The 24120-nt window shown below is 71.9% G+C and carries 20 protein-coding genes and 1 pseudogene; 9 read left to right on the top strand and 12 right to left on the bottom strand.

Going from position 1 to position 24120, the window contains the following annotated elements; all coding sequences use genetic code 11:
• Window positions 1-60 precede the first annotated feature (60 nt).
• Window positions 61-1350, top strand: coding sequence for a TolB family protein (locus AB6L24_RS33305; protein ID WP_405661591.1), 1290 nt, complete (start codon window positions 61-63; stop codon window positions 1348-1350).
• Window positions 1351-1688: 338 nt separating this feature from the next.
• Window positions 1689-3314 (top strand): citramalate synthase, encoded by a 1626-nt coding sequence (gene cimA, locus AB6L24_RS33310; protein WP_405661594.1) that lies wholly within the window; start codon window positions 1689-1691, stop codon window positions 3312-3314.
• A gap of 40 nt (window positions 3315-3354) precedes the next feature.
• On the opposite strand, the pseudogene AB6L24_RS33315 reads toward cimA, so the two are convergent.
• Window positions 3355-4821 (bottom strand): annotated as a pseudogene (locus AB6L24_RS33315) (glycoside hydrolase family 30 protein); the annotation flags it as partial.
• 191 nt (window positions 4822-5012) lie between these two features.
• Here AB6L24_RS33315 and AB6L24_RS33320 point away from each other — a divergent pair.
• On the top strand, window positions 5013-6371 hold the full coding sequence (locus AB6L24_RS33320) for a hypothetical protein (protein WP_405661596.1): 1359 nt from the start codon (window positions 5013-5015) through the stop codon (window positions 6369-6371).
• 43 nt (window positions 6372-6414) lie between these two features.
• Here AB6L24_RS33320 and AB6L24_RS33325 read toward each other — a convergent pair whose 3' ends face one another.
• On the bottom strand, window positions 6415-6837 hold the full coding sequence (locus tag AB6L24_RS33325) for an ankyrin repeat domain-containing protein (RefSeq protein WP_405661597.1): 423 nt from the start codon (window positions 6835-6837) through the stop codon (window positions 6415-6417).
• An 86-nt stretch (window positions 6838-6923) separates the two neighbouring features.
• Here AB6L24_RS33325 and AB6L24_RS33330 point away from each other — a divergent pair, with 86 nt between their 5' ends.
• Together AB6L24_RS33330 and AB6L24_RS33335 are read left to right on the top strand one after the other, a co-directional pair.
• On the top strand, window positions 6924-7742 hold the full coding sequence (locus AB6L24_RS33330) for a maleylpyruvate isomerase family mycothiol-dependent enzyme (RefSeq protein ID WP_405661599.1): 819 nt from the start codon (window positions 6924-6926) through the stop codon (window positions 7740-7742).
• A 161-nt stretch (window positions 7743-7903) separates the two neighbouring features.
• Entirely contained in the window at window positions 7904-8809 is a 906-nt protein-coding gene (locus tag AB6L24_RS33335) for an alpha/beta fold hydrolase (RefSeq protein WP_405661602.1), read from the top strand.
• Between the two features lie 25 nt (window positions 8810-8834).
• Here the strand turns inward: AB6L24_RS33335 and AB6L24_RS33340 are convergent, their stop codons facing one another.
• The gene (locus AB6L24_RS33340; RefSeq protein ID WP_405661605.1) at window positions 8835-9380 is read right to left on the bottom strand and encodes a hypothetical protein; all 546 of its coding nucleotides are present in this window, start codon (window positions 9378-9380) and stop codon (window positions 8835-8837) included.
• 35 nt (window positions 9381-9415) lie between these two features.
• Window positions 9416-10021 (bottom strand): YceI family protein, encoded by a 606-nt coding sequence (locus tag AB6L24_RS33345; protein WP_405661607.1) that lies wholly within the window; start codon window positions 10019-10021, stop codon window positions 9416-9418.
• 301 nt (window positions 10022-10322) lie between these two features.
• Between AB6L24_RS33345 and AB6L24_RS33350 the strand changes: the two genes are divergently transcribed.
• The 4 genes from AB6L24_RS33350 (at window position 10323) to AB6L24_RS33365 (ending at window position 14060) form a co-directional block, all read left to right on the top strand.
• Complete coding sequence (locus AB6L24_RS33350) at window positions 10323-10862, top strand: toxin-antitoxin system HicB family antitoxin (protein WP_405661610.1); 540 nt, start codon at window positions 10323-10325, stop codon at window positions 10860-10862.
• Between the two features lie 96 nt (window positions 10863-10958).
• Window positions 10959-11798 carry a DUF4097 family beta strand repeat-containing protein gene (locus tag AB6L24_RS33355; RefSeq protein ID WP_405661612.1) on the top strand — a complete coding sequence of 280 codons (840 nt, stop codon included), beginning with the start codon at window positions 10959-10961 and terminating at the stop codon, window positions 11796-11798.
• A gap of 419 nt (window positions 11799-12217) precedes the next feature.
• Window positions 12218-13810, top strand: coding sequence for an acyl-CoA carboxylase subunit beta (locus AB6L24_RS33360; protein WP_380847211.1), 1593 nt, complete (start codon window positions 12218-12220; stop codon window positions 13808-13810).
• 55 nt (window positions 13811-13865) lie between these two features.
• On the top strand, window positions 13866-14060 hold the full coding sequence (locus tag AB6L24_RS33365) for an acyl-CoA carboxylase subunit epsilon (RefSeq protein ID WP_030361921.1): 195 nt from the start codon (window positions 13866-13868) through the stop codon (window positions 14058-14060).
• A gap of 51 nt (window positions 14061-14111) precedes the next feature.
• Here AB6L24_RS33365 and AB6L24_RS33370 read toward each other — a convergent pair whose 3' ends face one another.
• The 8 genes from AB6L24_RS33370 to AB6L24_RS33405 all read right to left on the bottom strand — a co-directional run bounded on the left by AB6L24_RS33370 (window position 14112) and on the right by AB6L24_RS33405 (window position 24116).
• Window positions 14112-17090: an NACHT domain-containing protein gene (locus AB6L24_RS33370; RefSeq protein WP_405661615.1), complete on the bottom strand. Its 2979-nt coding sequence runs from the start codon at window positions 17088-17090 to the stop codon at window positions 14112-14114.
• 91 nt (window positions 17091-17181) lie between these two features.
• Window positions 17182-17766 carry an ATP/GTP-binding protein gene (locus AB6L24_RS33375; protein WP_030361923.1) on the bottom strand — a complete coding sequence of 195 codons (585 nt, stop codon included), beginning with the start codon at window positions 17764-17766 and terminating at the stop codon, window positions 17182-17184.
• Window positions 17747-18370 (bottom strand): DUF742 domain-containing protein, encoded by a 624-nt coding sequence (locus tag AB6L24_RS33380; protein ID WP_125261851.1) that lies wholly within the window; start codon window positions 18368-18370, stop codon window positions 17747-17749. The genes AB6L24_RS33375 and AB6L24_RS33380 overlap by 20 nt, the downstream gene beginning before the upstream one ends.
• A 62-nt stretch (window positions 18371-18432) precedes the next feature.
• A complete protein-coding gene (locus tag AB6L24_RS33385; protein WP_030361925.1) occupies window positions 18433-18846 on the bottom strand; it encodes a roadblock/LC7 domain-containing protein in 414 nt (137 codons plus the stop codon).
• A 10-nt stretch (window positions 18847-18856) separates the two neighbouring features.
• Window positions 18857-22210 (bottom strand): nitrate- and nitrite sensing domain-containing protein, encoded by a 3354-nt coding sequence (locus tag AB6L24_RS33390; protein WP_405661617.1) that lies wholly within the window; start codon window positions 22208-22210, stop codon window positions 18857-18859.
• Window positions 22211-22553: 343 nt separating this feature from the next.
• A complete protein-coding gene (locus AB6L24_RS33395; protein WP_030361927.1) occupies window positions 22554-23159 on the bottom strand; it encodes an ATP/GTP-binding protein in 606 nt (201 codons plus the stop codon).
• Window positions 23140-23547 carry a DUF742 domain-containing protein gene (locus AB6L24_RS33400; RefSeq protein WP_030361928.1) on the bottom strand — a complete coding sequence of 136 codons (408 nt, stop codon included), beginning with the start codon at window positions 23545-23547 and terminating at the stop codon, window positions 23140-23142. Before AB6L24_RS33400 ends, AB6L24_RS33395 begins: the two co-directional genes overlap by 20 nt.
• Before the next feature lie 155 nt (window positions 23548-23702).
• A complete protein-coding gene (locus tag AB6L24_RS33405; protein WP_030361929.1) occupies window positions 23703-24116 on the bottom strand; it encodes a roadblock/LC7 domain-containing protein in 414 nt (137 codons plus the stop codon).
• Window positions 24117-24120 lie beyond the last annotated feature (4 nt).

A 24120-nucleotide genomic window follows, 5' to 3' on the forward strand; every position in this document is an offset into this window, starting at 1 on the left:
GCACCAAGCACCAAGCACCAAGCACGAGCACCGAGCACTCATCTCACGGGGGAACCACCCATGCGTCACACCACCCGCGCGGCGTTCGCCGCCGCGCTCGTCGCCGCCGTCACGGGCGCGGTCCTGCCGGCCGCGGCCGCAGCCGACACCCGCGCCCCCGCTCCCCGCACCGAGCGGGTGAGCGTGGGCGCGAGCGGCACCCAGGCGAACGGCCCTTCCGACGCCCCGGACATCAGCGCCGACGGCCGCTACGCCGTGTTCGCGTCCGAGGCCACCAACCTGGTGCGGGGCGACACCAACGACCGCACCGACATCTACCTGCGCGACCTGAAGACCAAGAAGGTCGAGCGGATCAGCCTCCAGGACTCCGGCGCGCAGTACACCTCGCACGCCGGTGACCCCTCGATCAGCGCGAACGGCCGGTACGTCACCTACTCCGCGCAGGTGGACCGGCCGGGCGGCCTGTACAGCGGCACGTTCCTGAAGGACCGCAAGACCGGCCGCACCGAGATCGTCAGCCTCTCCGACGACGACAAGCCCGTCTTCGGGGACTATGTGGTCGGCGCCCAGGTCAGCGCCGACGGCCGGTACGTCGCCTTCGTCTCGGAGCTGAAGCAGCACGGCGACGGCGGCGGCGACGGCATGTGGACCGGCATCTACCTGCGCGACCGCAAGGAGGGCACCACCCGCAGGGTCAGCGAGATCGTCACCGGCCAGCCCACCTGGATCATCGGCGGGATGAGCCTGAGCGCCGACGGCCGCCACATCGGCTACACCCTCGGCCAGGTCCGCCCCGGTCTCGGCGGCAGGACGTACACGTACGACGCGAACACCGGCACGACCAAGCGCATCGACCTGTCCGCCAGCGGAGAGGACCTCAAGGTCGGACTGCCCTCGCTGAGCCGGAACGGCCGGTACGCGGCGTTCGAGACGGTGGAGCCGATGGTCTCCGGCGACACCAACGGCAAGAGCGACGTCTACCGCCTCGACACCCGCACCGGCGCCCTCAAGAAGGTCACCCGGAAGGCGGGCGGCGGCCAGACCGACGCCGACTCCCACCAGGCCCGCATCAGCCCCGACGGCCGCCACGTCGGCTTCATCTCCTCGTCGTCCGGCCTCACCGCGGGCGACCCGGCGCAGGGCCCGCTGTACGTACGGGACCTGAAGGACGGCGTGACCCGGCGCGTCAACGTGCCCCGGGGCGGCGGCCAGAGCGAGGACCAGGGCTGGCCCGCCTACGCCCTGAGCGCCGACGCCAAGAGGTTCGTGTTCACCTCGGACGCGGCGAACATGGTCCCGGGCGACACGAACGGGGCGCGCGACGTCTTCGTACGCCGGAACGTGCGCTGACGCGTACGCCTTCAGTCGCGCGGGGGCGCGAACCATGAGCCGGACCGCATGGTGAGACAGCGAGGCGGGTGCCACAGAACCTGTGGCACCCTGCCGGACATGCTCATGTTCGCCATGATTATTGGCAGCAAGCGCGCCGGTCCGCAGTGACCGCCCCGTACCCATCACGTACAGAGCGGACACCGTCGTCCTCGACCCGCGCGCAGACCTCTCGCACCCGCGAGGGGTCTTTTCGTTTTCCGGCCCACCCACAGTCGGCAAACGGGGCGCGCGGGATCATGGAGGTGGTGGAGCCGGTCCTTCCGGTAGACCGACATCCGACACAGGAGCCAGACAGCATGACGGAAACCAGCAAGCCCGACGATTCCTCACCTGTGCCCGACGATTCCTTCCACGTGTTCGACACCACGCTGCGCGACGGCGCGCAGCGCGAAGGCATCAACCTGACCGTCGCGGACAAGCTGACCATCGCCCGGCATCTGGACGACTTCGGCGTGGGCTTCATCGAAGGCGGCTGGCCCGGCGCCAACCCGCGCGACACCGAGTTCTTCGCCCGCGCGCAGGCGGAGATCACGTTCAGGAACGCCCAGCTCGTCGCGTTCGGCGCCACCCGCAGGCCCGGCGCCAAGGCCGCCGACGACCCGCAGGTCAACGCGCTGCTCGCGTCCGGCGCCCCGGTGATCACGCTGGTCGCCAAGTCGCACGACCGGCACGTCGAGCTGGCCCTGCGCACCACCCTCGACGAGAACGTCGAGATGGTCCGCGACACCGTCTCCCACCTGCGCTCCCAGGGCCGCCGCGTCTTCGTCGACTGCGAGCACTTCTTCGACGGCTACCGCGCGAACCCCGAGTACGCGAAGGCGGTCGTGCGCGCCGCCGCCGACGCGGGCGCGGACGTCGTCGTCCTCTGCGACACCAACGGCGGCATGCTCCCCGCCCAGGTCCAGGCCGTCGTGGCCACCGTCGCCGCCGACACCGGCGCCCGGCTCGGCATCCACGCCCAGGACGACACGGGCTGCGCGGTCGCCAACACCCTCGCGGCCGTCGACGCGGGCGCCACCCACGTGCAGTGCACCGCCAACGGCTACGGCGAGCGCGTCGGCAACGCCAACCTGTTCCCGGTGGTCGCCGCCCTGGAGCTGAAGTACGGCAAGCGGGTCCTGCCCGAGGGCGCGCTGCGCGAGATGACCCGGGTCTCGCACGCCATCGCCGAGGTCGTGAACCTCACCCCGTCCACCCACCAGCCCTACGTCGGCGTCTCCGCGTTCGCCCACAAGGCCGGCCTGCACGCCTCCGCGATCAAGGTCGACCCGGACCTGTACCAGCACATCGACCCCGAACTCGTCGGCAACCGCATCCGGATGCTGGTCTCCGACATGGCCGGGCGCGCCTCCATCGAGCTCAAGGGCAAGGAGCTGGGCGTCGACCTCGGCGGCGACCGGGAGCTGATCGGCCGGGTCGTGGACCGCGTCAAGGAGCGCGAGCTCGCGGGCTACACCTACGAGGCCGCCGACGCGTCCTTCGAGCTGCTCCTGCGCGAGGAGGCCGAGGGCCGCTCCCGGCGCTACTTCCGCACGGAGTCCTGGCGCGCCATCACCGAGGACCGCCCCGACGGCTCGCACGCCAACGAGGCCACCGTGAAGGTGTGGGCCAAGGGCGAGCGGATCGTCGCGACGGCAGAGGGCAACGGCCCGGTCAACGCCCTGGACCGGGCGCTGCGCGTGGGCCTGGAGCGGATCTACCCGCAGCTGGCCAAGCTGGAGCTGGTGGACTACAAGGTTCGCATCCTGGAGGGCAAGCACGGCACGTCCTCCACGACCCGGGTGCTGATCTCCACGGCCGACGGCGACGGCGAGTGGTCCACGGTCGGCGTCGCGGACAACGTCATCGCCGCGTCGTGGCATGCCCTGGAGGACGCCGTCACGTACGGCCTGCTGCGCGCCGGGGTCGAGCCGACGGAGTAGCCCGGCCCCGCAGGGCTTCGAGGACGGGGCGTCAGCTCTTCCAGGTGAACGTCGCCGACGTCTTGCCCGGCAGTGAGTACGTCGCGTGCTGCCCGCCCCAGTTGACGGTGACCGTCCTCGCCGACGCGGAGTCGTTGTAGGCGATCAGGGCCTTCGTGCCGTCCGTGTTGCGCCAGGCCACGTTCGGCACGTCCGCACTGGCCGTGGAGGCGACGCGGGCGGCACCGGGCTGCACGAACTTCGTCAGGTGTCCCATCGTGTAGTACTCGACGGTGTAGTCGACCTGCCCGTGCCGCCCGTCGCCGTTGTGCACGGTGATCAGGCCGTCGCAGGTGCCGCAGCCGCCGTTGTGCGGACCGCGGTTCTGGTCCACGGCGAGGGACCACTTCGTCACCGACTTCGCCCAGTTCCGCGTGTAGTCGATGATGTTCATCATGTCCTCGCGCTGCTGATTGCCGATCCAGGTGCCGCCCGAGTGCTCGGTCTGGAAGGCGTCCAGCTGCGGGTACTTGTTGTGGATCTCGGTCTGCTTCGAGACGTTGCCGCCGTACCCGTGCCAGGCGACGCCGCCGAAGTTGGGGTGCGAGCGCACCGCCGCGTCGTCGACGGTCTGGGCGGCGTACGCGTCGTAGGTGTCCCAGTTCCAGTCGTGCGCGAGGACCTTGGTGGGCAGGCCCGCGCCCGCGAGCTTGGGAAGCAGCTCGTTCTTCGTGAAGTACGCGAGCCCGTTGCCGTTCCAGCTCATCGACGGGTAGCCGTTGCAGCAGGTCGGCTCGTTCTGCGCGGTGACGTAGTCGACGGGCACGCCGTTGTCGCGCCAGGCCTGGAGGTACTTCACGAAGTACTGGGCGTACGTCCCGTAGTACTCCGCCTTCAGCCAGCCGCCGTTGAGCTGCCCGCTGTCCTTCATCCAGGCCGGGGCCGTCCACGGCGACGCCACCGTCGTCAGCCTCGGGTTGAGCTGCTTGGCCTGCTTGGTGAGCGGGAGCACGTCCTGGAGGTCGTGCGCGAGGGAGAAGCGGGAGAGGCCCGGGTCGGTCTGCCCGGCGGGCATGTCGTCGTAGGTGTAGCCGAAGCGGGCCAGGTCGGAGCCGCCCATGGGGTTGCGGATGTAGGAGAGCCCGATGCCCTCGGTCGGCGAGAACAGCTTGCGCATCGTCTCGTCGCGCTTGGCCTGGGTGAGGGCCCCGCTGCCGTCCATCAGCCAGGCCGCGGTGTCGGTGAAGGAGGCGCCGCCGCCGGTGAAGGTCTGGTAGCGGGTGTTCTCGTCGACGGTGATGTTCGTGCCGCCGCCGCCCGTGCCGGGCTGGAAGGTGATCGGGGTCTGCGGCTGCAGGCCCCGGGTGACGTGGCGGCCGCCGCTGTCGTCCGTCGTCGTCAGCCAGATGGAGACCTGCTCGCCCGCCGCCTCGGCGGAGGAGACCCCGAGGCCGGTGAGCCCGGCGGTGGTGAGGAGTCCGGCGGTCAGTAAGCGCGCGAGGCGCCGGGGTGTGGAGGGTCTGCGCATGGGACGTTGTCCGCCCTTCGTGGGGTCGGGCCGGGAGCCATGGGGATGTCATGGCTACGTCATGCCTTAGTTCAAGGCGTGAGTTAACTGCTGCCCCACGGACCCGTCAAGACTTCGGGAGCCGAACGCGGTGAGCGCTTTCCCCGCCGAACGGAGGGAACGTTCCGGCCGTGGAGGAGTTAGCGTGAAGTATGAGGCCCACCAGGCAGACGGCGTCGCGGCTGACCCTGATCCTGTCCGGACTGCTCCTGGCCCTCGGCGCCACGCTCACGGCGGCGCCCGGAGCCCAGGCCGCGACGGACGTCCAGGCGGTGGCCGACGCCTTGAAGAAGAACCCGGTGTACGTCGACGAGGCCGCCGCCTCGCAGCTCTCCGCCGCCGACGCGGACGCCCTCGCCGACAAGATCAAGAAGGCCGACAAGCCGGTGTTCGTCGCGGTGCTCCCCGCCTCGTTCCCCGGCCGCGACGACCTCTTCCGCGACCTGCGCACCGCCACCGGCGTCACCGGCGTGTACGCGGTCCGCCTCGGCGACCGCTTCGACGCGCGGGCCGACGGCTCCGTGCTCTCGAAGAACGCCGTCGGCAACCTGTCCGCCCTGGTCCAGGGCGAGGACGCGAAGTCCCAGCTCAACGACTTCGTCGACCAGGCGCTTCCGCAGGCGTCGGGCTCGGCCCCGGCGTCCTGGGGCAGCACGTCGGGCGGTGACGACGGCGTGCCCGTCGGCGCGCTGATCGGCGTCGGCGCGGTCGTGGCCGCGGGCGGCGCAGGCGCCTACGCCCTCGCCCGCCGCAAGCGCCGCGCCCGCGAGGACGAGCAGCGCGCGGCCCTGGACAAGCTGCGCGTCGTGGTCGACGAGGACATCACCGCCTTCGGCGAGGAGCTGGACCGGCTGGACTTCCACCCGGCGGAGGCCGGCGCGGACGACGCCATGCGCGCGGACTACGAACGGTCCCTCGACGCCTACGAGAAGGCCAAGTCGTTCATGGCGTCGGCGGAGCGCCCCGAGCAGGTGCGGGCCGTCACCCAGGCCCTGGAGGACGGCCGCTTCTCGCTGGCGCTGCTCGCGGCCCGCCGGGAGGGCCGCCCGCTGCCCGAGCGCCGCGCCCCCTGCTTCTTCGACCCCCGGCACGGCCCCTCCGTGAAGGACGCCGAGTGGACCCCCGACGGGGGCGCGACCCGTGAGGTGCCGGTGTGCGCGGCCGACGCGGTCCGCCTCGCCGACGGCGACGACCCGATGGCCCGCACCGTGACGACCGACTCCGGCGAACGACGGCCCTACTGGGAGGCCGGACCCGCCTACGGCCCCTGGGCGGGCGGCTACTTCGGCGGCGGCCTGCTCCCCGGCCTCCTCGTCGGCACGATGCTCGGCTCGATGATGGCGAGCCCCGCGTACGCGGCGAGCTACGGCGCCGGATACGGGGACTTCGGCGGGGGCGGCTACGAGGGCGGTGACGTGTCCGGCGCCGACTTCTCGTCCGGGGACTTCGGCGGCGGGGACTTCGGCGGTGGTGGCTTCGGCGGGGGCGGGGACTTCGGGGGCGGGTTCTAGGGCCTGTCCGATAGGTCGGCGTGGAGCAAGGAGCGGCGAGGCCCTAGGCCTGCCTCGCGCCCGCCGCGACGAGGAGGGCGGCCGTCTCGGGGTGAGGGCCCTGGTGCGCCCAGTGCAGTGGGGACGAGCCCGTGCCCCGCTCCTCGCGGAGGTTCGGGTCGGCGCCGCCCGCGAGCAGCGCCCGCACGGTCTCGGTGCGCCCCCAGCAGGAGGCCGCGCACAACGGCGTGCCGTCCGCGCCGAGGCCGTGGCTCTCGGTGTCGGGGGCGGCCCCGGCGGCCAGGAGCAGGCGGACGATCGCGGCCCGGCCGTTCACCGACGCCTCGTACAGCGGTGTGACCCCCTCGCGGTCGCGGCGCTCCGGGTCGGCCCCGGCCCGCAGCAGTGCCCGCACGGTGGTGGGGGTGTCCTGCCAGATCGCCTCGAAGAGCTGCCGGGAGAGCTTCTTCTGCTGTCGCTGTTTCATCGGGGCCGAGACTAACGGCCGGATACGTGGCGGGACCACTCGTTTCCGCCGGGGGCGGTGTCGGTGCCCGGGCCTACGGTGGGCCCATGTCGAAGCTGAGTCACGGCCGCCTCGGCCACCCCCGCACCTGCGACCAGATCACCGTGCAGGCCGACCAGTTGGCCACCCACCTCAAGGACGCCGACCTGTCGACCCCCGTCCCCTCCTGCCCGGGCTGGACGGTGAACCAACTGGTCCGGCACCTGGGCCACGGCTACCGCTGGGCGGAGACGACGGTCCGCACCCGCGCCGCGGCACCGCCCCCGGACACCGCGATGCGCGACCTCTCGGCGTACGCCGGCGAGGACCCCGCCGTCCTCGCCCCCTGGCTGCGCGAGAGCGCCGCGGGCCTCACCGACGCCCTGCGCGAAGCGGGCCCGGACGCCCCGGTGTGGGCCCCGCTGCCGGGCGAGACGTCCGGCTTCTTCGCCCGCCGTTTCGCGCACGAGTCCCTGGTCCACCGGGCCGACGCGGCGCTCGCCCTCGGCATCGACTTCACCGTCCTGGACGAGGCCGTGGCCGTGGACGCCGTCGACGAGTGGATGGAGCTCGGCACGCATCCGCTGCAGCTCCAGTTCTTCCCGGAGAAGCGCGAGCTGCTGGGGCGGGGGAGCACCCTGCGCTTCCGGGCGACGGACGCCGCCCCCGCGGCCGGGGCGGACTGGCTGGTCGACCTCAGGGGCGACGCGCTCGCCTGGCGCCGCACGGGCGACGACCCCGGCGCGCCCGACGTCACCGTCAGCGGCCCCCTCACCGAACTGATCCTGACCCTCTACCGCCGCCGCCCGCCCGGCACCCCCACGACCGAGGTCACGGGCGACACCGCCCTCCTCGCCTTCTGGCTGGACCGCAACGGCTTCGGCTGACCGCGCGTGCACGACCTCGACGCCAGGGACCCCCGGGGCGGCGCGCCCTCCCGGCTTGACGTGCGGTCCATTGAACGAGACGATACGTATCGTCAAGTGATGGTCGACGCGGCGGCACCCTGCGCCCGCCGACCCCGCACCACCCCTTCCGGGAGGCCCCGATGCACCACCCCGCCACCGAGCAGTACATCGACGCGGCCCCCGGAGTGCGCCTGTGGACCGAGCGCCGCGGCGCGCCCGACGCCCCGCCCCTGCTCCTGGTCATGGGCGCCGCGGCCGCCGGCGTCGGCTGGCCGGAGGAGATGGTGGACGCCCTGGCCGAGCACCACCACGTGATCCGCTACGACCACCGCGACACGGGCCGCTCGACGACGGCGTACGACGAACAGCCGTACCGCGTCGTGGACTTGGCGCAGGACGCGGTCGCCGTCCTGGACGCCCTGGAGATCCCCCGGGCGCACGTGGTCGGGCTCTCCCTCGGCGGCATGCTGACCCAGCTGGTCCTCGCCGACCACCCGGACCGCTTCCTGAGCGCGACGCTCATGGGCACGTGCGCGCTGAGCACGCGTCCGTACGTCGCCCCGGACGGCACGTCCACGCCCGCGGCCGAGTTGCCGCCGATCTTCCCCGAGGTCCTGGAGATGTGGGCGCGCCCCGTGAAGGACGAGGGGCTCGAGGCCGAGCTGGACCGCCGCGTGGAGCACTGGCGGGTGCTCGGGGGCGATCAACTGCCGTTCGACGAAGGGTACTTCCGCGACCTGGAGCGGCGCGTCGTCGTGCACACGGGTACGTACAAGGCGTCGACGGCGCACGGTCGCGCGGACGACTCGGGGATGCTGCGCACGGCGCCGCTCGCCCGGAACGAGGTCCCGGTCCTGGTGACCGTGGCTCCCGCCGAGCCGGTGTTCCCGCCGCCGCACCCGCAGCACCTCGCGCAGGTGGTGGGAGGCGCCCGCCTGGTGGAGATCCCCGGCATGGGGCACGCGCTGCCCCCGGCCGTGCAGGGCCCGCTGGTGGCGGCGATCCTGGAGCACACGTCGGCCGCGGCGGCGCGCCGGGCCGGGTGAGAGGGTCGCGAAGTCGTGTGCGGGCTCAGGCGCTCGGCGGCCTGAGCCCGGGCAGTTCCCAGCGGCCGGAGTGGCCGGGCGGCAGCCCCAAGTCCTCCCGCACCGCGGCGTAGTAGCCCTCGCGGGCCGTGCGCTGGCGGGTGAGGAGGTCCTGCCAGGCCTCCGGGTCGTCGTGGGCGCCCGTGCGCAGGAACCGCTCCATCTCGATCACGACGATCACCCACACCCGGGCCCGCTCCACCACGCGCGGCGCGCCGAGCAGCAGCAGGGCCTCGCCCGCCGGGTCGCGGGCGTCGGCGGCCTCGGCGAGCTGCGGCTCGGCCTCCTCGGCGGACAAGGGGTGCGGATGCGGGTCGTTGCCCTGGTCGGCGGCGATCCGGTAGGTGAGCGTCACGGTCTGCTTCAGCACGCGCGCGTACTCGGTGTAGACCGCGAGGCGCCGCTCTTCCCAGCGGGCCTCGCGCTCGCGCCGGAAACGGACGCGCTCGCCGCGCATCACGGCGACGTACGACCCCATGGCACCGATGACCACGCCTATGAGGGCGGGCAGTTGGGACAGGAACTCGGACACCGCCGAACGGTACCGTCCCGTCCGGCGGTCCGGTGTCACGCGGCGTTCTTGATCGCCGAGATGTCGAAGTTGAGCTTGATCTTGTCGGAGACGAGCACACCGCCGGTCTCCAGGGCCGCGTTCCAGGTCAGGCCCCACTCCGAGCGCAGGATCTCGGCCTTGCCCTCGAAGCCGACGCGCTCGTTGCCGAACGGGTCCTTCGCGGCGCCGTTGAACTCCAGGTCGATGCTCAGCGGCCTGGTGGTGCCGAGGATCGTGAGGTCGCCGGTGATGCGGTAGTCGTCGCCGCCGAGGGCCTCGGCCTTGGTGGAGCGGAAGGTCATCTGCGGGAACTCGTCGGTCTTGAAGAAGTCGGCGCTCCTCAGGTGGCCGTCGCGGTCCGCGTTGCCGGTGTCGATGCTCTCCATGGTGACGTCGAGGGACGCCGTCGACGCGGCCGGGTCCGCGCCGTCCAGGTGCAGCGCGCCGCTGAACTCCTTGAAGGAGCCCTTGACGTTGGTGACCATCGCGTGCCGGGCGACGAAGCCGATCGACGAGTGCGCCGGGTCGAGCGTGTACTCACCCGTCAGCGCGCCCAGCTCCGGGGCGGCCCCGGCGGTCGCGGGGGTGGCGCTGTCGTCCTTGCGGCTGAAGATTCCCATGACGTGCTCCTCGGGGGGACGGGCCGGGCTCCGGGCCTTCGGGGGGTGCTGAGCCACGGCCGCGAGTAGTTGAGTGTTCAACGAGATTGACTGTAACGCTACTCGGTTCAATATTCAACATAAAGCGGAGCGTGTCGAGGCGATTACGCGTCGAGTGTGAGGAAGTGGGGCCGAATGGCGGAGCCCGGGCCGCGAGGGGTGCCGATGGCGTGCGGGGTGGTGCCATCGCGGGCCGGGGGTGACGGCGGTTTTGAGACGTTAAGAACTTGCTATGGCGCCATTGTGGTGCCAGAATGGTGCCATGAATCTCACGCCGTATGTCGACCAACTCCGGCAGGAGCTCGCGGTCGCCGCAGAGGCCGGTGGTGAGGACGCTCGCGCGATCGCCGAGCGTCTGATCGCGCCGCTGGAGTCGGCCACCCGGCTCACCATGCTGAATGTGCTGTCCGCGGCCATGGACGAGATTACCCGAGACCTGGCCCCGGGCTCGGTCGACGTGCGTCTGCGTGGGGGCGATCCGGACTTCGTGGTGACGCCCGCCCCGGCGGGCGAGGGCTTCGACGCGATGCCCATGGACCTGCGCGCGCCCCGGCCCGTCGCCGCCCCGGCGCCCGCGCCCGTGCCCGAGCCGGAGGAGGGCGGCACGGCCCGCATCAACCTCCGGCTTCCGATGCACCTCAAGGCCCAGGCCGAGGAGGCCGCGGCCGCCGAGAGCCTGTCGGTCAACGCCTGGCTGGTCCGCACCGTCGCCGACGCGCTCAAGCAGGGCGACCCGGCCCGGCAGCCCACGCCCCGCGGCCACCAGGGCGCGGGCAACAGCTTCACGGGATGGGCGCGTTAGCGGCTCCGCCCCGCCAGCCGTCCGGCCCGGCCGGGACCGCACGACGTGTCCCGGCGGGACCGGACGACCCGTCAGGATCAGGATGAGGACAGCCCCATGCCAACCTTCGACACCGCCAAGCCCGTCTACGCCTCGGTGATCCTGGAGGTCGGGACGGTGCGGATCACCGCCTCGGACCGCGCCGACACCGTCGTCGACGTACGCCCGAGCACCGATTCCCGCCCGGCCGACGTGCGCGCCGCCGAGCGCACCCGGGTCGAGTACGCGAACGGACGGCTCCTGGTGAAGGGCCCCAAGGAGCGCTCGCTGTTCGGCCGGGGCTCGTCCGTCGACGTGGAGATCGCGCTCCCGGAGGGCTCGCACGTCGACGTCACAGCGTCCATGGCCGACTTCGCCGCGACCGGGCGTATCGGGGAGTGCGAGGTGAAGACCTCGGCCGGGGACGTCCGGGTCGAGTGGGCGGGCTCGGCGCGGCTGCACACCGGGTACGGCCAGGTCGTGGTCGACCGCGCGGAGGGCCCCGTCGACGTCACCACCGCGTCCGGCGGGGTCCGGCTCGGCGAGATCGGCGGCGCCGCCGTCATCAAGAACTCCAACGGCCCGACCGAGGTCGGCGAGGTCGTCGGCGACCTGCGCGTGAAGGCGTCGAACGGCACCATCACGGTCGGCCACGCGCTCTCCGACGTCAGCATCAGGACGGCCAACGGCGCCGTCGCGGTCGGCGAGGTCGTGCGCGGCGGCGTCGTCGTGGAGACCGGCATGGGCCGCATCGACATCGGCGTCCGCGAGGGCACCGCCGCCTGGCTCGATGTCCGCACCAAGGCGGGCACCGTGCGGCAGGCGCTCGGCTCCTCCGAGGGCCCCGGCGACTCCGGCGAGACGGTCCAGGTGCGCGGGCGCACGGGGACCGGCGACATCGTGATCCACCGGGCCTGAGCGGGGCGCCGCCCGGGGGTGCGGGGAGCCCTCCGGGGCGCCTCGCGTCGGCCCCGCGCGGGCGCCCGCCGGTTGTCGGGCCCCGCCAATTCAGCGAGCTGTCAGCGCGGGCCGCTATCCTCCGCCGTCCGCGCGGGCGGCGAAGGCCCGCGCGGGCCTTCCCGTCGGCGTCCTGCGGCGACCGTCACGGGCCGTGACCCGCGACTGCGCTGCGCGTCCGGAGCGGCCCGCTCCGGGCCTGGGTGTGACCTGAGTCTCACTGGCGGCGGTTGTGGAATCCCTACAGCCCAATGGGCCTCTGAGCAGTCACTTCGGCTGCAGCCCCGGGCGCTTCTGTTCGGGGGTGCCAGGAAAACGGTCCGGAGACTGTGCAGAGTCGACGGTCCGTTTTCCCTCGTGTCCTTCGTAAGGTCGAGAGCATGACCGTTTTGGACGAAGCTGGATCTTCCGCGGGGGAGCCCACCGACGCGCGGGGCCGAGTGGCCGAGTTGGCCGAGATCCGTGCGCAGGCGCTGGCGGGGCCCAGTGAGAAGGCGACCGAGGCGCAGCACGCCAAGGGCAAGCTGACGGCGCGGGAGCGGATCGGGCTCCTCCTCGACGAGGGGTCGTTCCAGGAGGTCGAGCAGCTGCGGCGGCACCGGGCCCAGGGCTTCGGCCTGGAGGCCAAGAAGCCGTACACCGACGGTGTCATCACCGGCTGGGGCACAGTCGAGGGCCGCACGGTCTTCGTGTACGCCCACGACTTCCGGATCTTCGGCGGTGCCCTCGGCGAGGCGCACGCCACCAAGATCCACAAGATCATGGACATGGCCATCGCGGCCGGCGCGCCCCTGGTCTCCCTGAACGACGGCGCGGGCGCCCGCATCCAGGAGGGCGTCTCCGCCCTCGCCGGGTACGGCGGCATCTTCCAGCGCAACACCAAGGCCTCCGGTGTCATCCCGCAGATCTCGGTGATGCTCGGCCCGTGCGCGGGCGGCGCGGCCTACAGCCCCGCCCTGACCGACTTCGTGTTCATGGTCCGCGACACCTCGCAGATGTTCATCACGGGCCCGGACGTGGTCCGCGCGGTGACCGGCGAGGAGATCTCCCAGAACGGCCTGGGCGGCGCGGACGTGCACGCCGAGACCTCGGGCGTCTGCCACTTCGCGTACGACGACGAGGAGACCTGCCTCGCCGAGGTCCGCTACCTGCTCGCGATGCTCCCGCAGAACAACCGCGAGAACCCGCCGGTGGCGCCCTCCGACGACCCCGTCGAGCGCCGCAGCGACGTGCTGCTCGACCTGGTCCCCGCCGACGGCAACCGGCCGTACGACATGACGAAGGTCATCGAGGAACTCGTCGACGACGGCGACTACTTGGAGGTCCACGAGCGCTGGGCCCGCAACATCATCTGCGCCCTGGCCCGGCTCGACGGCCAGGTCGTCGGCATCGTCGCCAACCAGCCGCAGTCCCTCGCGGGCGTCCTGGACATCGAGGCCTCCGAGAAGGCGGCCCGCTTCGTCCAGATGTGCGACGCCTTCAACATCCCGATCGTCACGCTCCTCGACGTCCCCGGCTTCCTGCCCGGCGTCGACCAGGAGCACGGCGGCATCATCCGCCACGGCGCCAAGCTGCTCTACGCCTACTGCAACGCGACCGTGCCGCGGATCTCCCTGATCCTGCGCAAGGCCTACGGCGGCGCGTACATCGTCATGGACAGCCAGTCCATCGGCGCCGACCTGACCTACGCCTGGCCCACCAACGAGATCGCCGTGATGGGCGCCGAGGGCGCGGCCAACGTCATCTTCCGCCGTCAGATCGCCGCCGCCGAGGACCCCGAGGCCATGCGCGCCCGCATGGTCAAGGAGTACAAGGCCGAGCTGATGCACCCGTACTACGCCGCCGAGCGCGGACTCGTCGACGACGTGATCGACCCGGCCGAGACCCGCGCCGTGCTGATCAACTCCCTCGCGATGCTCCGCAACAAGCACGCCGACCTGCCCTCGCGCAAGCACGGCAACCCGCCGCAGTAGCGGCGCACCCCAGACCTTTTCCGTCCGCCGCAGTTCCCACAAGGAGCACACTGCAATGAGCACTCCCGACATCCGCGTCGAGAAGGGCCACGCCGAGCCCGAGGAGGTCGCGGCCCTCACCGCGATCCTGATCGCCCGCGCCGCCGCGCAGCCCGACGTCGCCCCCGCCCACCGCGGCCGCGACAAGGCCGGCTGGCGCCGCCTGGAGCGCACCCCGGGCTTCCGCGCCCCGCACAGCTGGCAGGGCTGAGCCCCACCGGCGTGCGCCGAGCCCCGCTCCTCCTTCCCGGAGGGGCGGGGCTCAGCCGTCTCCGAACGCGGGAGGCAGCTCGCAGCCGTGGAAGGACGTCTCGCACCGCGGGGGGATCGTGGAGCCGAGCAGGGGAGGCCACTCGGTCAGGTCGAAGCCGGTGAGCTCCAGTTTCCCGAGGCTCGGCGGCAGCACATCGAGACCGCGCGGCCGACCGCTGCCGGACAAGGTGAGCCGCGACAGGGGGAAGCCGGTCAGCGGACTCAGGTCGGCGTCGGGAGCGAGTTCACCCAGAGTCAACTGGCTCAGCTCCAGGTGCCCGGGAATGCCGGCCGGAGGTGGCAGGGGCGCCCAGCCGTCGAGCGTCAGAATGGACAGCCTGTCCAACGGCCCGAGCGCGTCGAGATCCCGCAGGCGGCCCCTCCCGTTCAGACACAGGACGCCCAGCTGCGTCTGGGAGCGCAGCGGCGACAGATCGACGTCCCCGAGCAGTTCGAACAGCCACAGCCCGCGCGGCGCGGGCAGCTCCTCCAGGCAGCTGAGGCCCCTGGTGAAGGGGTAGTGCACGGTGATCCAACTGGGGTTCGCCAGCCGGGTCGCCGCCGCCCACTGCCCGGGATGGGTGAGGGGGAGGACGACGTTGCCCAGCGGCATGTGCTGCAGGACGGCCGCCGCGAAGGCGTCGGCGTCGAAGTGCCCCCAGTGGTCCGCCAGGTGTTGCTGGACAGACCGCCGCGCATCCGCCGCGTACGCCGCCAGCCGCGCCAGCGCGCCCTCGCCGCCGATCCGCGCGGTGGTGGTGACGGTGGCCAGGGCGACCGCCTCGCTCAGCCCGTCCAGCGACGACGGCAGCCGGGACAGCAGTGGCACGCCCACCGCCGCCAGCGACTCCGCCTCCGACTGCCGCCTGGGCGGCACCAGCCGACCCACCGCCTGGTCGAGGCGCGCCGCCAGCGCCTCCGGCACCGACGGCATCGTCTCCTGGCAGGACGCCACCACCAGGCGCAGCGTCCGCGCATGGCGCGGCTCCCGCTCCGCACGGTCCAGGATGCCGCCGAGCAGTTCCTCCTGCTGGGTCCGGTTGGCGTGGCCCGCGGCCATGATCACCGTCTCCCGCCACAGATCCAGATGGGCGCGGCCCACCAGGTTCCCGATGCGGTCCTCGACCCCCGCCTCGTACGCCGCCAGATACTCCTGGAACGTCCGGTGCACGAAGTCCAGGCGGCCCTCGACGGGCGAGCGCAGGACCCCGGAGCGATGGAGCAGGTGGTCCAGGACGGCGGGCCCGTCCAGCCCGTCCAGGTGCCGCATCGCGGCGAGTTTCACGGTGACGTGGGCGGTGGCGCGGTCGTGGGCGATCTCGGTGCGGTTGTTGTCCGAAAGCCGCCAGGCGAGGTCGCGCAGCAGACACAGCTTGTCGGTCAGCGTCAGCGGCACCGGCAGCTCGCTGCGCACGCCCCGGTCGTTGTCCCGCTGCTGCACCAGGACTTCGAGCGTCATGCGGTACAGCTCCATGCGGTTGCGGGGGAGCTGGCCCCGGCGCGCGAGGTGGAGCGCGCACAGCAACGCGGCGAGCAGCGGATTCGTCGCGAGCGACAGGAGGTGGGCCCGGTCCTTGAGACTGGTCAGGAGGGAGCGCTCATAGCGCGGAAGCTCGTCCTCCGCGCACGGCAGACCGGCGGAGCCGCCCACCGCCTGGTGCCACTGGCGGATGAAGGACGTCAGGTCGGCGGGGGTCATGCGCGCGAGGTGGAGCGCGGTGAACTCCTCGTCCCGCAGCCAGTCGCCGCGCGCCGCGGCGGGCCGGGAGGTCACGACGACGCGGGAGTCCGGGTACTGGTGCAGCAGCCCGCGCAGCCACTCCCGCACGCCCTGCCGCTCACCCGCGAGCAGTTCGTCGACGCCGTCCACCAGGAGCAGCACCCGCCCGTCCGCGAACGCCCGGTGCATCCACCCGGCGGGCATCAGCCCCGTCAGCGGCCCCGCCACCCGGTCCAGCATCGCCTCCGGCGCGGGCGGCGGGCTCCCCGCGTACTGCCGGAGCTTGACCAGGACCGGGATCAGGCCGTTCCACTCGGCGAGGTCCCCGGTGAAGGCGCCGCGCGCCGCCGTCACCGCGAGCCACTGCAACAGTGTCGTCTTGCCGGAACCGGCCTCGCCGCGCAGCAGCACCCGGGGCGCGTCCCGCAGCGCCGCCTCCACCCGCATGCTGGAGGACCGCTCGGCCTCGCGCGGCTCCCAGTCCTGGTCGCCGGACCCCAGCGCGGGCCGCGGCCGGTCCCGGCGACGGGACCCGCCGTCCTCCGATGTGCGCAGGCTGACGTACGCCACGGACAGCTTGGTGCGCGGCGCGCGGTCGGACGGGCCGAGGCCGAACAGCTCGATCTCGTCCAGGGACTTGCTCACCAGGCTCAGGTACTGGTTGCGGAACGCCTCGTCCTCGCCGGTGCCCTGCGGCGCGTACAGGGAGCGGGCCGGGAGGCGCTCCAGGACCTTCTGGAGCTCGTCGGCGAGGGAGGTCGACCGGGCCAGGAGGTCGGTGACGGCGCGCTCGGTGAACACCGGCAGCCTGCGCAGGACCCGGACGTAGCAGTCGCAGCACTCGGCGAGGACGATCTCGTGGAACCGGGTCTCCACCTCGGAGAACCCGTCCGGCACCGGCACCGCCGCGCGCACCCGCCGGGTCAGCTCGGCCGGATCCGCGTCCGAGCCGAGCACGGCCTCGTCGGAGAGGTCCGCGCGGACGAAGGCGTCGGTGACCGCCGTGAGCACCGCCTGGCGGCCGTCCTCGGTCAGCCCGCGGAACTCGTGCTCCAGGAGGGGCTGCACGCGCCCGGCGACGGCGTCCGCGATCTGCTCGAACTGCCGCTCCACGCCCCGCCGCGCCCGCAGCCCCGGCACCCGCACCCGGATCAGCTCGCCCATGGACGACTGCGCCTGCTGCGCGCGCTCCCTGGGGGCGAGCCACAGACCCACCGCCCTCGTCGCCACCGTGCTGCCCAGCCGTATCGCCGCCGCCTCCGCGCTCATGCGCGCAATTGTGGGCGAACACACACACCGGCGGGGCCCGTTCCGGCGAGATCCGGCAAACGGGCCCCGCCTGGCGAGGGTTTCGGCGGTGCTACCGCAGGCGGGCCATCAGCGCGTGCTCGACCAGCGTGATCAGAGCGGACTTCGCGTCGGCGCGGTGGCGGGCGTCCGTCGTGATGATCGGCGTGTCCGGGCCGATCTGCAGGGCCTCGCGGACCTCGTCGGGGGTGTACGGCTGGTGGCCGTCGAAGCCGTTGAGGGCGATGACGAAGGGCAGACCGGAGTTCTCGAAGTAGTCGACGGCGGGGAAGCAGTCGGCGAGCCGCCTCGTGTCGACCAGGACGACCGCGCCGATGGCGCCACGGACCAAGTCGTCCCACATGAACCAGAAACGGTCCTGTCCGGGCGTGCCGAACAGGTACAGGATCAGGTCCTGGTCCAGGGTGATGCGACCGAAGTCCATGGCGACGGTGGTCGTCGTCTTGTCCCCGGTGTGGGTGAGGTCGTCGATGCCCGCGGACGCGGACGTCATCACGGCCTCGGTGCGCAGCGGGTTGATCTCAGAGACCGCCCCGACGAACGTGGTCTTGCCCACGCCGAAGCCGCCCGCCACCACGATTTTCGCGCTGGTGGTGGAGCGGGCTGTTGCTCCGCCGCTAGAGCTTGCGAAGTCCACTGAGCACCCTTTCGAGCAGTGTCACGTCTGGCTGGCCGCCGGCGGTCTCGTCGCCGCCGGGCTGATGGATGGCGACAAGTCCGGCCTCCGCCAGGTCGGCGACGAGGATCCGGGCAACGCCGAGGGGGATGGAGAGCAGGGCCGAGATCTCGGCCACCGATTTGATCTCGCGGCACAGGTTGCAGATGCGCTGGTGTTCAGGCAACTGTCCCTGCAGCTGATGCGGTTGTGCGGTGGTGTGCACCAGCGCCTCGATGGCGAGCTGGTAGCGGGGCCTGGTGCGGCCGCCCGTCATGGCGTACGGGCGCACCAGGGGGTTGGACGCGGCCGGTGCGGGCGCCGGCTCCGGGGAGCGGCGTTGCGGCTGCACCGGCTGGATCCGGGGTGCGTAGGGCTGGTCGTACGGGCTGGGGCCGGGCGCCTGGGGGCCCGGCTGCCGGTACTGCGGCTGGCGGCGGTGGCTGGGCGCGGAGGGGAAGTTGTACCGGTTCTGCGAACCGTCACCCTGGCCCTGGCCGTGGCCGGAAGGCCAGTTGGCCGAAGACGAACCGTCTGGGGGTGTTGCAGCCACGTACTCCTCCTCCGAAACTGTGCCCGGCACCATCACTGTGGAGCCGCGTCCCGAAACCTTACGACCCCGGGACGCGAATACGCACCGTCTGTCTGTCAGTTGAGCAGGCTCCCCTGAAGCTCCGCGCGCAGGTCCGGAGTGAGGACTGTGCCCGCTCGGTCGACGAGAAGTGCCATCTCGTACCCAATGAGACCGATGTCCGCCTCTGGGTGGGCGAGTACGGCGAGGGACGATCCGTCGGAGATGGACATGATGAAGAGAAATCCTCGCTCCATCTCCACAACGGTCTGGGTCACAGAGCCGCCCTCGAAGATCCGGGAGGCCCCGGCCGTGAGGGAGGTCAGGCCCGACGCGACGGCCGCGAGCTGATCGGCTCGGTCGCGCGGGAAACCTTCGGACATCGCCAGAAGGAGTCCGTCGGCGGAGACCACCACGGTGTGGGACACCCCGGGGGTGTTGTCCACGAAGTTGGTGATCAACCAGTTCAGGTTCTGCGCCGCCTGGCTCATCGGGCTCACACTAACGCTCCTGGTTGTAGGTGCTATCAGGGCTGAAGCCCTGGCCATTCGTGTCACTGCCCGCGCTGCGGCCCCGCTGGACGCCGCGGCGCAGGTTGCTCAGCCTGCCCCGCACTTCCTCGGGGTCGCGGGAGACCTGGGGGCCGCCCTGCGGGGTCTGCTCCGCGGTGCCCTCGACCAGGTTGGCCTTGGGCACCCGCCGCGGAAGTCCGGACGAGGTGACCCCGCCCGCCTTGGGCTCCCGCAGCTGCTCGGCGCGCTGCCAGCGGTCGTCGTTGGACGAACGCAAGGCGGAGCTCTGCTGCTCGTCCTGCTGGGCGTCGCCCCGCAGGTCGCCGTCGTGGCTGTCGCCGCTGTGGCTCTCCGGGCGCTGCGCGGCGGGGGCGGCGCCGTTGCCGTTCGCCGTCGCGCTGCCGCGGCGCGGAAGGCCCGCGTCGGTGAGCTCGTGGGCGGCGGACGGAGCCGGCGGCATGGACGCGGCAGGTCCCGGACGGTCGAAGCCTACGCGCTCCCGCTCACCCGCGTCAGTCGCCGGTGCGGGTTCCGTTTCGGGAGCGTAGCCGTCCTGGTACTCGCCCTGGTATCCGTCCCGCAACGGCCAGTCGTCCTGGTGGGAACGCTCCGGGTACGTGGCGAACGGCTCCTGGACACCGCCCGTACGAGCGTCGTGACCACCCTGGCCGGACTCCGTATAGGCGGCTTCCTGATAGCCGTCCTGGGTCGTGTAGTACGACTCGTCGTACGCCTGCGCGCCCTGGTCGAAGCTCTGTCCCGCGTCGTAGCCGGACTGGTCCTGGTCGTATCCGGGCGTCTGCTGCCCGTCGTAGGAGGCCCCCGCGGGGTCGTACGCGGTGTGCTGGTCGTCGTACGCCGGGTGCGGCACCGCCCCGTCCGTCCCGCTTTCGTACCCGCCCCGCTGGTCCGGGTAGTCGTAGCCGGACGGCTGCTCGTACGTCTCCTGGCCGCCCTGGACCTCGTCGCGGAACAGCGGGCGCTCGGCGCCGGGCTGGGGACCCTGGCCCGAGTGGGCCTGCGCCTCGAGCGCGGCGCGGCGCTCCTCACGCATCAACGAGCGGTCCACGGGGTCGAGTTGACCGCCCGTCTCGGTGCCGTCCGCGTGGTAGCGGCTGTCGTCGAAGCCCAGCTCGGCGGCCGTGCGCAGCGGCTCGACCTCGGGGACGTGCTGCTCCGGGATGATCGAGGAGACGGTGAACTCGGAGTCGTGCCCCTGCAGTTCGCCACCGCCACCGTGGGTGATGTTGTCCGGGAGCATGACCAGCGAGGTGGTGCCCGCCTGCTCGCCCGAGGGGCGCAGCTGGACCCGGATGCCGTGCCGGTCGGAGAGGCGGCCGACCACGAACAGGCCCATGCGCTGGGAGATCGCGGCGTCCACGGTCGGCGGGTTGGCCAGGCGGTGGTTGATGTCCGCGAAGTCCTCGGCGGTCAGGCCGATGCCCTTGTCGTGGATCTCGACCATCACGCGGCCGTCGGGGAGACGGGTCGCGGTGACCTTGACCTTGGTCTGCGGCGAGGAGAACGCCGTGGCGTTCTCGAGCAGCTCGGCGAGCAGGTGCACGAGGTCGGTCACGGCCAGGCCGTGGATCTCGGCCTCGGGGACGCCGGACAGCTCGATGCGCTCGTACTGCTCCACCTCGGACGAGGCCGCGCGCAGGACGTCCACCAGCGGCACCGGCTGGTCCCAGCGGCGGCCGGGCTCCTCGCCGGAGAGCACCAGGAGGTTCTCGCCGTTGCGGCGCATACGGGTCGCGAGGTGGTCCAGGCGGAAGAGGTTCTCCAGCTGGTCCGGGTCGGCCTCGTTGTTCTCCAGGTCGGTGATGAGGGTCAGCTGGCCCTCGATCAGGGACTGGTTGCGGCGCGACAGGTTGGTGAAGATCGCGTTGATGTTGCCGCGCAGCAGGGCTTGCTCGGCGGCGAGCCGGACGGCCTCGCGGTGGACCTGGTCGAAGGCGCGGGCGACCTCGCCGATCTCGTCGGTGGACGTGATCGGGATGGGCTGCACCCGGGTGTCGACACGGCCCGGGTCGGTGCGCGAGAGCTGGTCGACGAGCATCGGCAGGCGCTGCTCGGCGATGCCGAAGGCGGCGGTGCGCAGGCTGCGCATCGAGCGGCTCATCTGGCGGGCCATGAGGCCGGCCAGGATGAAGGCGGCGAGCAGCGCGACCACGACGACGGCGCCGGTGATGAAGGCGTCGGTCTTGGCGTTGTCGGCGATGTCGGACGCCTCGTTCACGGCCTTGTCCGCGAGGTCCGCCTCGATGGCGCGGTAGGCGTCGAACTTCAGGCTGGTGGCGTTCCACAGGGCGGGGGCGGTGACGCCCTTGCCCGCGAGGGCGACGAGCGCGCTCGGCTGGGTCGAGGGCAGGGCCGAGATGAGGGCGACGGACTTCTCGCCGCTCGGCATCGGCACGTACTTCTTGCCCTGGGCGCGGGCCGCGGCCGCGGCCTCCTCGGACTGCTTCTCGCCCGCGGCGGTCAGCTTCTTCTTCGCGTCGTCGAGCTTGCGCACGTCCTGGGGCGTGCCGCCGCCGGTGTACTCCTGGATCGCGATGTTCTCCAGGTACACGTACGAGGAGAAGGCGATCTTCTGCCGGGACAGGTCGGACTGGGTCGGACCCGGCTTCGTCAGGATGTGGGTGCCGATGGAGCGCTGCAGCGAGAGGGCCGCCTTGGCCAGGGACACCGCGTAGACGGTGCGGCCGTAGGAGGTGATGTTTCCGGTGCCGAGGCCCAGCTCGTTGGCGAACTCCATCAGCGGGTGCTGGATGCCGACGTAGGCCTCTTCGGTCTGGACGCCGGGGAGCTTGCTGGTGTACGCGGCCTCGCGCAGGCCCGCCAGCTTCGGCTCCACCTTGCGGAAGCCGTCCAGGCGGCGCTTGAGGCCCTCCTTGTCCGGCATGTCCTTGGCGGCGTCGTTGAACGCGGTCGCCGCGGCGTCGGTGGCCTTGCGGGCCTTGACGACCGCCGGGCTGTTCTTCTTGCCCTTGAGCAGCGGCGCGGCGGAGACGTCGCGCTCCTCGATGAGGCGGTTGCCGTAGTCGAGGGAGGCGCGCACCAGGCGGGCGGTGGCCTCGGCGTCGCGGGCCTCGTCCCAGGTGTCGATGGCTCCCTTCACCTGGAAGCCGCCCATGACCAGGCCGACGAGCACGGGTATGAGGAGGATCGCGTTCAGGCGGGTCGGCACGCGCCAGTTCCTGGGCGACATCCGACCGCCGGAGGCGGCCCCCGGCTCGTTGCCGGGCGCGTCCGCGGCGGGTGCCGCGGCGCGCGGCGGCGGGGTGAAGTTGCCCCGCGTGTCCCGGTCCGGGGATGCGGGGCTCGTCTTGCTTCGCCTCACTCGACCAACAACCTCTCGGCGGCGGCTCCCGCGCTGGTGTGCCGCTGTCGTCTCCAAAGGCCCGTGCTACTGGGCAGTTCAGCGCATTCCAGCACGTCAGGCAGTGCTCTTCCAAACAGTAGGAAAGAACAGTTCCGAGTGGTGTAAGCCTCAGATAAATCGGTCATAAAGAGCGAGCCCCGCCAAAAGGCGGGGCCCATGTGAGCACAGCGAGACCAGCCGACCGCGATGTGTGGCGGGGTCGGCACAATTCTCTGTCGAAACGTTATGAACACGGCAGCCGTCCGTGTCAAAGGACACAGATCGTTCCGTGTGCTCTACGGCAACTTCCGTATGCCCTCGCCTACTTGAGGCGTGCCATCAATGCGTGCTCAACCAGTGTGATCAGGCCACTCTTTGCGTCCGCACGGTGCCGGGCATCGGTGGTGATGATGGGCGTGCCCGGTCCGATCTGCAGTGCTTCGCGCACTTCGTCGGGGGTGTACGGCTGGTGGCCGTCGAAGCCGTTCAGGGCGATGACGAAGGGCAGGCCCGAGTTCTCGAAGTAGTCCACGGCCGGGAAACAGTCGGCCAGACGCCGGGTGTCGACGAGCACGACGGCGCCGATCGCGCCGCGCACCAGGTCGTCCCACATGAACCAGAAGCGGTCCTGCCCGGGCGTGCCGAACAGGTACAGGATCAGATCCTGGTCGAGCGTGATGCGGCCGAAATCCATCGCCACCGTCGTGGTGGTCTTGTCACCGGTGTGCGTGAGGTCGTCGATGCCCGCGGACGCGGACGTCATCACGGCCTCGGTGCGCAGCGGGTTGATCTCCGAGACAGCGCCGACGAACGTGGTCTTGCCGACGCCGAAGCCGCCGGCCACCACGATCTTGGCGGACGTGGTGGACCGGCCGCCACCGGCGTCGGAGCCCGCGAAGCCGCCCCCGTTAGAGCTTGCGAAGTCCACTGAGCACCCTTTCGAGCAGTGTCACGTCGGGCTGGCCGCCGGCGTTCTCGTCGCCGCCGGGCTGGTGGATGGCGACGAGCCCGGCCTCGGCCAGGTCGGCGACGAGGATGCGGGCCACACCGAGCGGCATCGAGAGCAGCGCGGAGACCTCGGCCACCGACTTGACCTCACGGCACAGGTGGCAGATCCGCTGGTGCTCGGGGAGCAGCCCCATCAGCTGGGCCGGGTCGGCCGTGGTGCTCACCAGCGCCTCTATCGCGAGCTGGTAGCGGGGCCGGGTCCGGCCGCCGGTCATCGCGTACGGACGCACCAGCGGCTGGTCGCCCTCAACTCCGTACCCGGCATGGGCTGCGCCGTACGGGTCGTGAGAGGCGGTGGGCGGGTTCATGGATCCTCCGGGCGGGACAGCAGTTGTCTGCGTTCCGTCTGACAGAGCCGGGTGGGGGCATGACTGGCGGCCGGACGGTGAGTCGGTACGTTCGGTCGGCTCGCTCGGACGGTGGGGCGGCCGGGCGAGGGCGGGCGGCGGGCCGTGGGGGAGGCCTAGTGGAGCAGGCTGCCCTGGAGTTCGGCGCGCAGGTCCGGGGTGAGGACGGTGCCCGCACGGTCGACGAGGAGAGCCATCTCGTAGCCGACGAGGCCGATGTCGCACTCGGGGTGGGCGAGGACGGCGAGGGACGATCCGTCGGAGACGGACATGATGAACAGGAAGCCGCGCTCCATCTCCACCACGGTCTGCGTGACCGCCCCGCCCTCGAAGATCCGGGAGGCCCCGGCGGTGAGGGAGGTCAGGCCGGAGGCGACGGCCGCGAGCTGGTCGGCGCGGTCGCGCGGAAAGCCCTCGGACATCGCGAGAAGCAGGCCGTCGGCGGAGACCACGACCGTGTGGGACACCCCGGGGGTGTTGTCCACGAAGTTGGTGATCAACCAGTTCAGGTTCTGTGCCGCCTGGCTCATCGGA

This window comes from Streptomyces sp. RK9 (assembly GCF_045070545.1).
Taxonomy (GTDB): domain Bacteria; phylum Actinomycetota; class Actinomycetes; order Streptomycetales; family Streptomycetaceae; genus Streptomyces; species Streptomyces alboflavus.

Coding starts and splice junctions, on each gene's coding strand:
- AB6L24_RS33320 (WP_405661596.1), top strand. CDS start 5,013: ATGAGGCCCACCAGGCAGACGGCGTCGCGGCTGACCCTGATCCTGTCC.
- AB6L24_RS33335 (WP_405661602.1), top strand. CDS start 7,904: ATGCACCACCCCGCCACCGAGCAGTACATCGACGCGGCCCCCGGAGTG.
- AB6L24_RS33405 (WP_030361929.1), bottom strand. CDS start 24,116: ATGAGCCAGGCGGCACAGAACCTGAACTGGTTGATCACCAACTTCGTG.
- AB6L24_RS33360 (WP_380847211.1), top strand. CDS start 12,218: ATGACCGTTTTGGACGAAGCTGGATCTTCCGCGGGGGAGCCCACCGAC.
- AB6L24_RS33365 (WP_030361921.1), top strand. CDS start 13,866: ATGAGCACTCCCGACATCCGCGTCGAGAAGGGCCACGCCGAGCCCGAG.
- AB6L24_RS33370 (WP_405661615.1), bottom strand. CDS start 17,090: ATGAGCGCGGAGGCGGCGGCGATACGGCTGGGCAGCACGGTGGCGACG.
- AB6L24_RS33355 (WP_405661612.1), top strand. CDS start 10,959: ATGCCAACCTTCGACACCGCCAAGCCCGTCTACGCCTCGGTGATCCTG.
- AB6L24_RS33380 (WP_125261851.1), bottom strand. CDS start 18,370: ATGGTGCCGGGCACAGTTTCGGAGGAGGAGTACGTGGCTGCAACACCC.
- AB6L24_RS33350 (WP_405661610.1), top strand. CDS start 10,323: ATGAATCTCACGCCGTATGTCGACCAACTCCGGCAGGAGCTCGCGGTC.
- AB6L24_RS33330 (WP_405661599.1), top strand. CDS start 6,924: ATGTCGAAGCTGAGTCACGGCCGCCTCGGCCACCCCCGCACCTGCGAC.
- AB6L24_RS33305 (WP_405661591.1), top strand. CDS start 61: ATGCGTCACACCACCCGCGCGGCGTTCGCCGCCGCGCTCGTCGCCGCC.
- AB6L24_RS33400 (WP_030361928.1), bottom strand. CDS start 23,547: ATGAACCCGCCCACCGCCTCTCACGACCCGTACGGCGCAGCCCATGCC.
- AB6L24_RS33325 (WP_405661597.1), bottom strand. CDS start 6,837: ATGAAACAGCGACAGCAGAAGAAGCTCTCCCGGCAGCTCTTCGAGGCG.
- AB6L24_RS33385 (WP_030361925.1), bottom strand. CDS start 18,846: ATGAGCCAGGCGGCGCAGAACCTGAACTGGTTGATCACCAACTTCGTG.
- AB6L24_RS33345 (WP_405661607.1), bottom strand. CDS start 10,021: ATGGGAATCTTCAGCCGCAAGGACGACAGCGCCACCCCCGCGACCGCC.
- cimA (WP_405661594.1), top strand. CDS start 1,689: ATGACGGAAACCAGCAAGCCCGACGATTCCTCACCTGTGCCCGACGAT.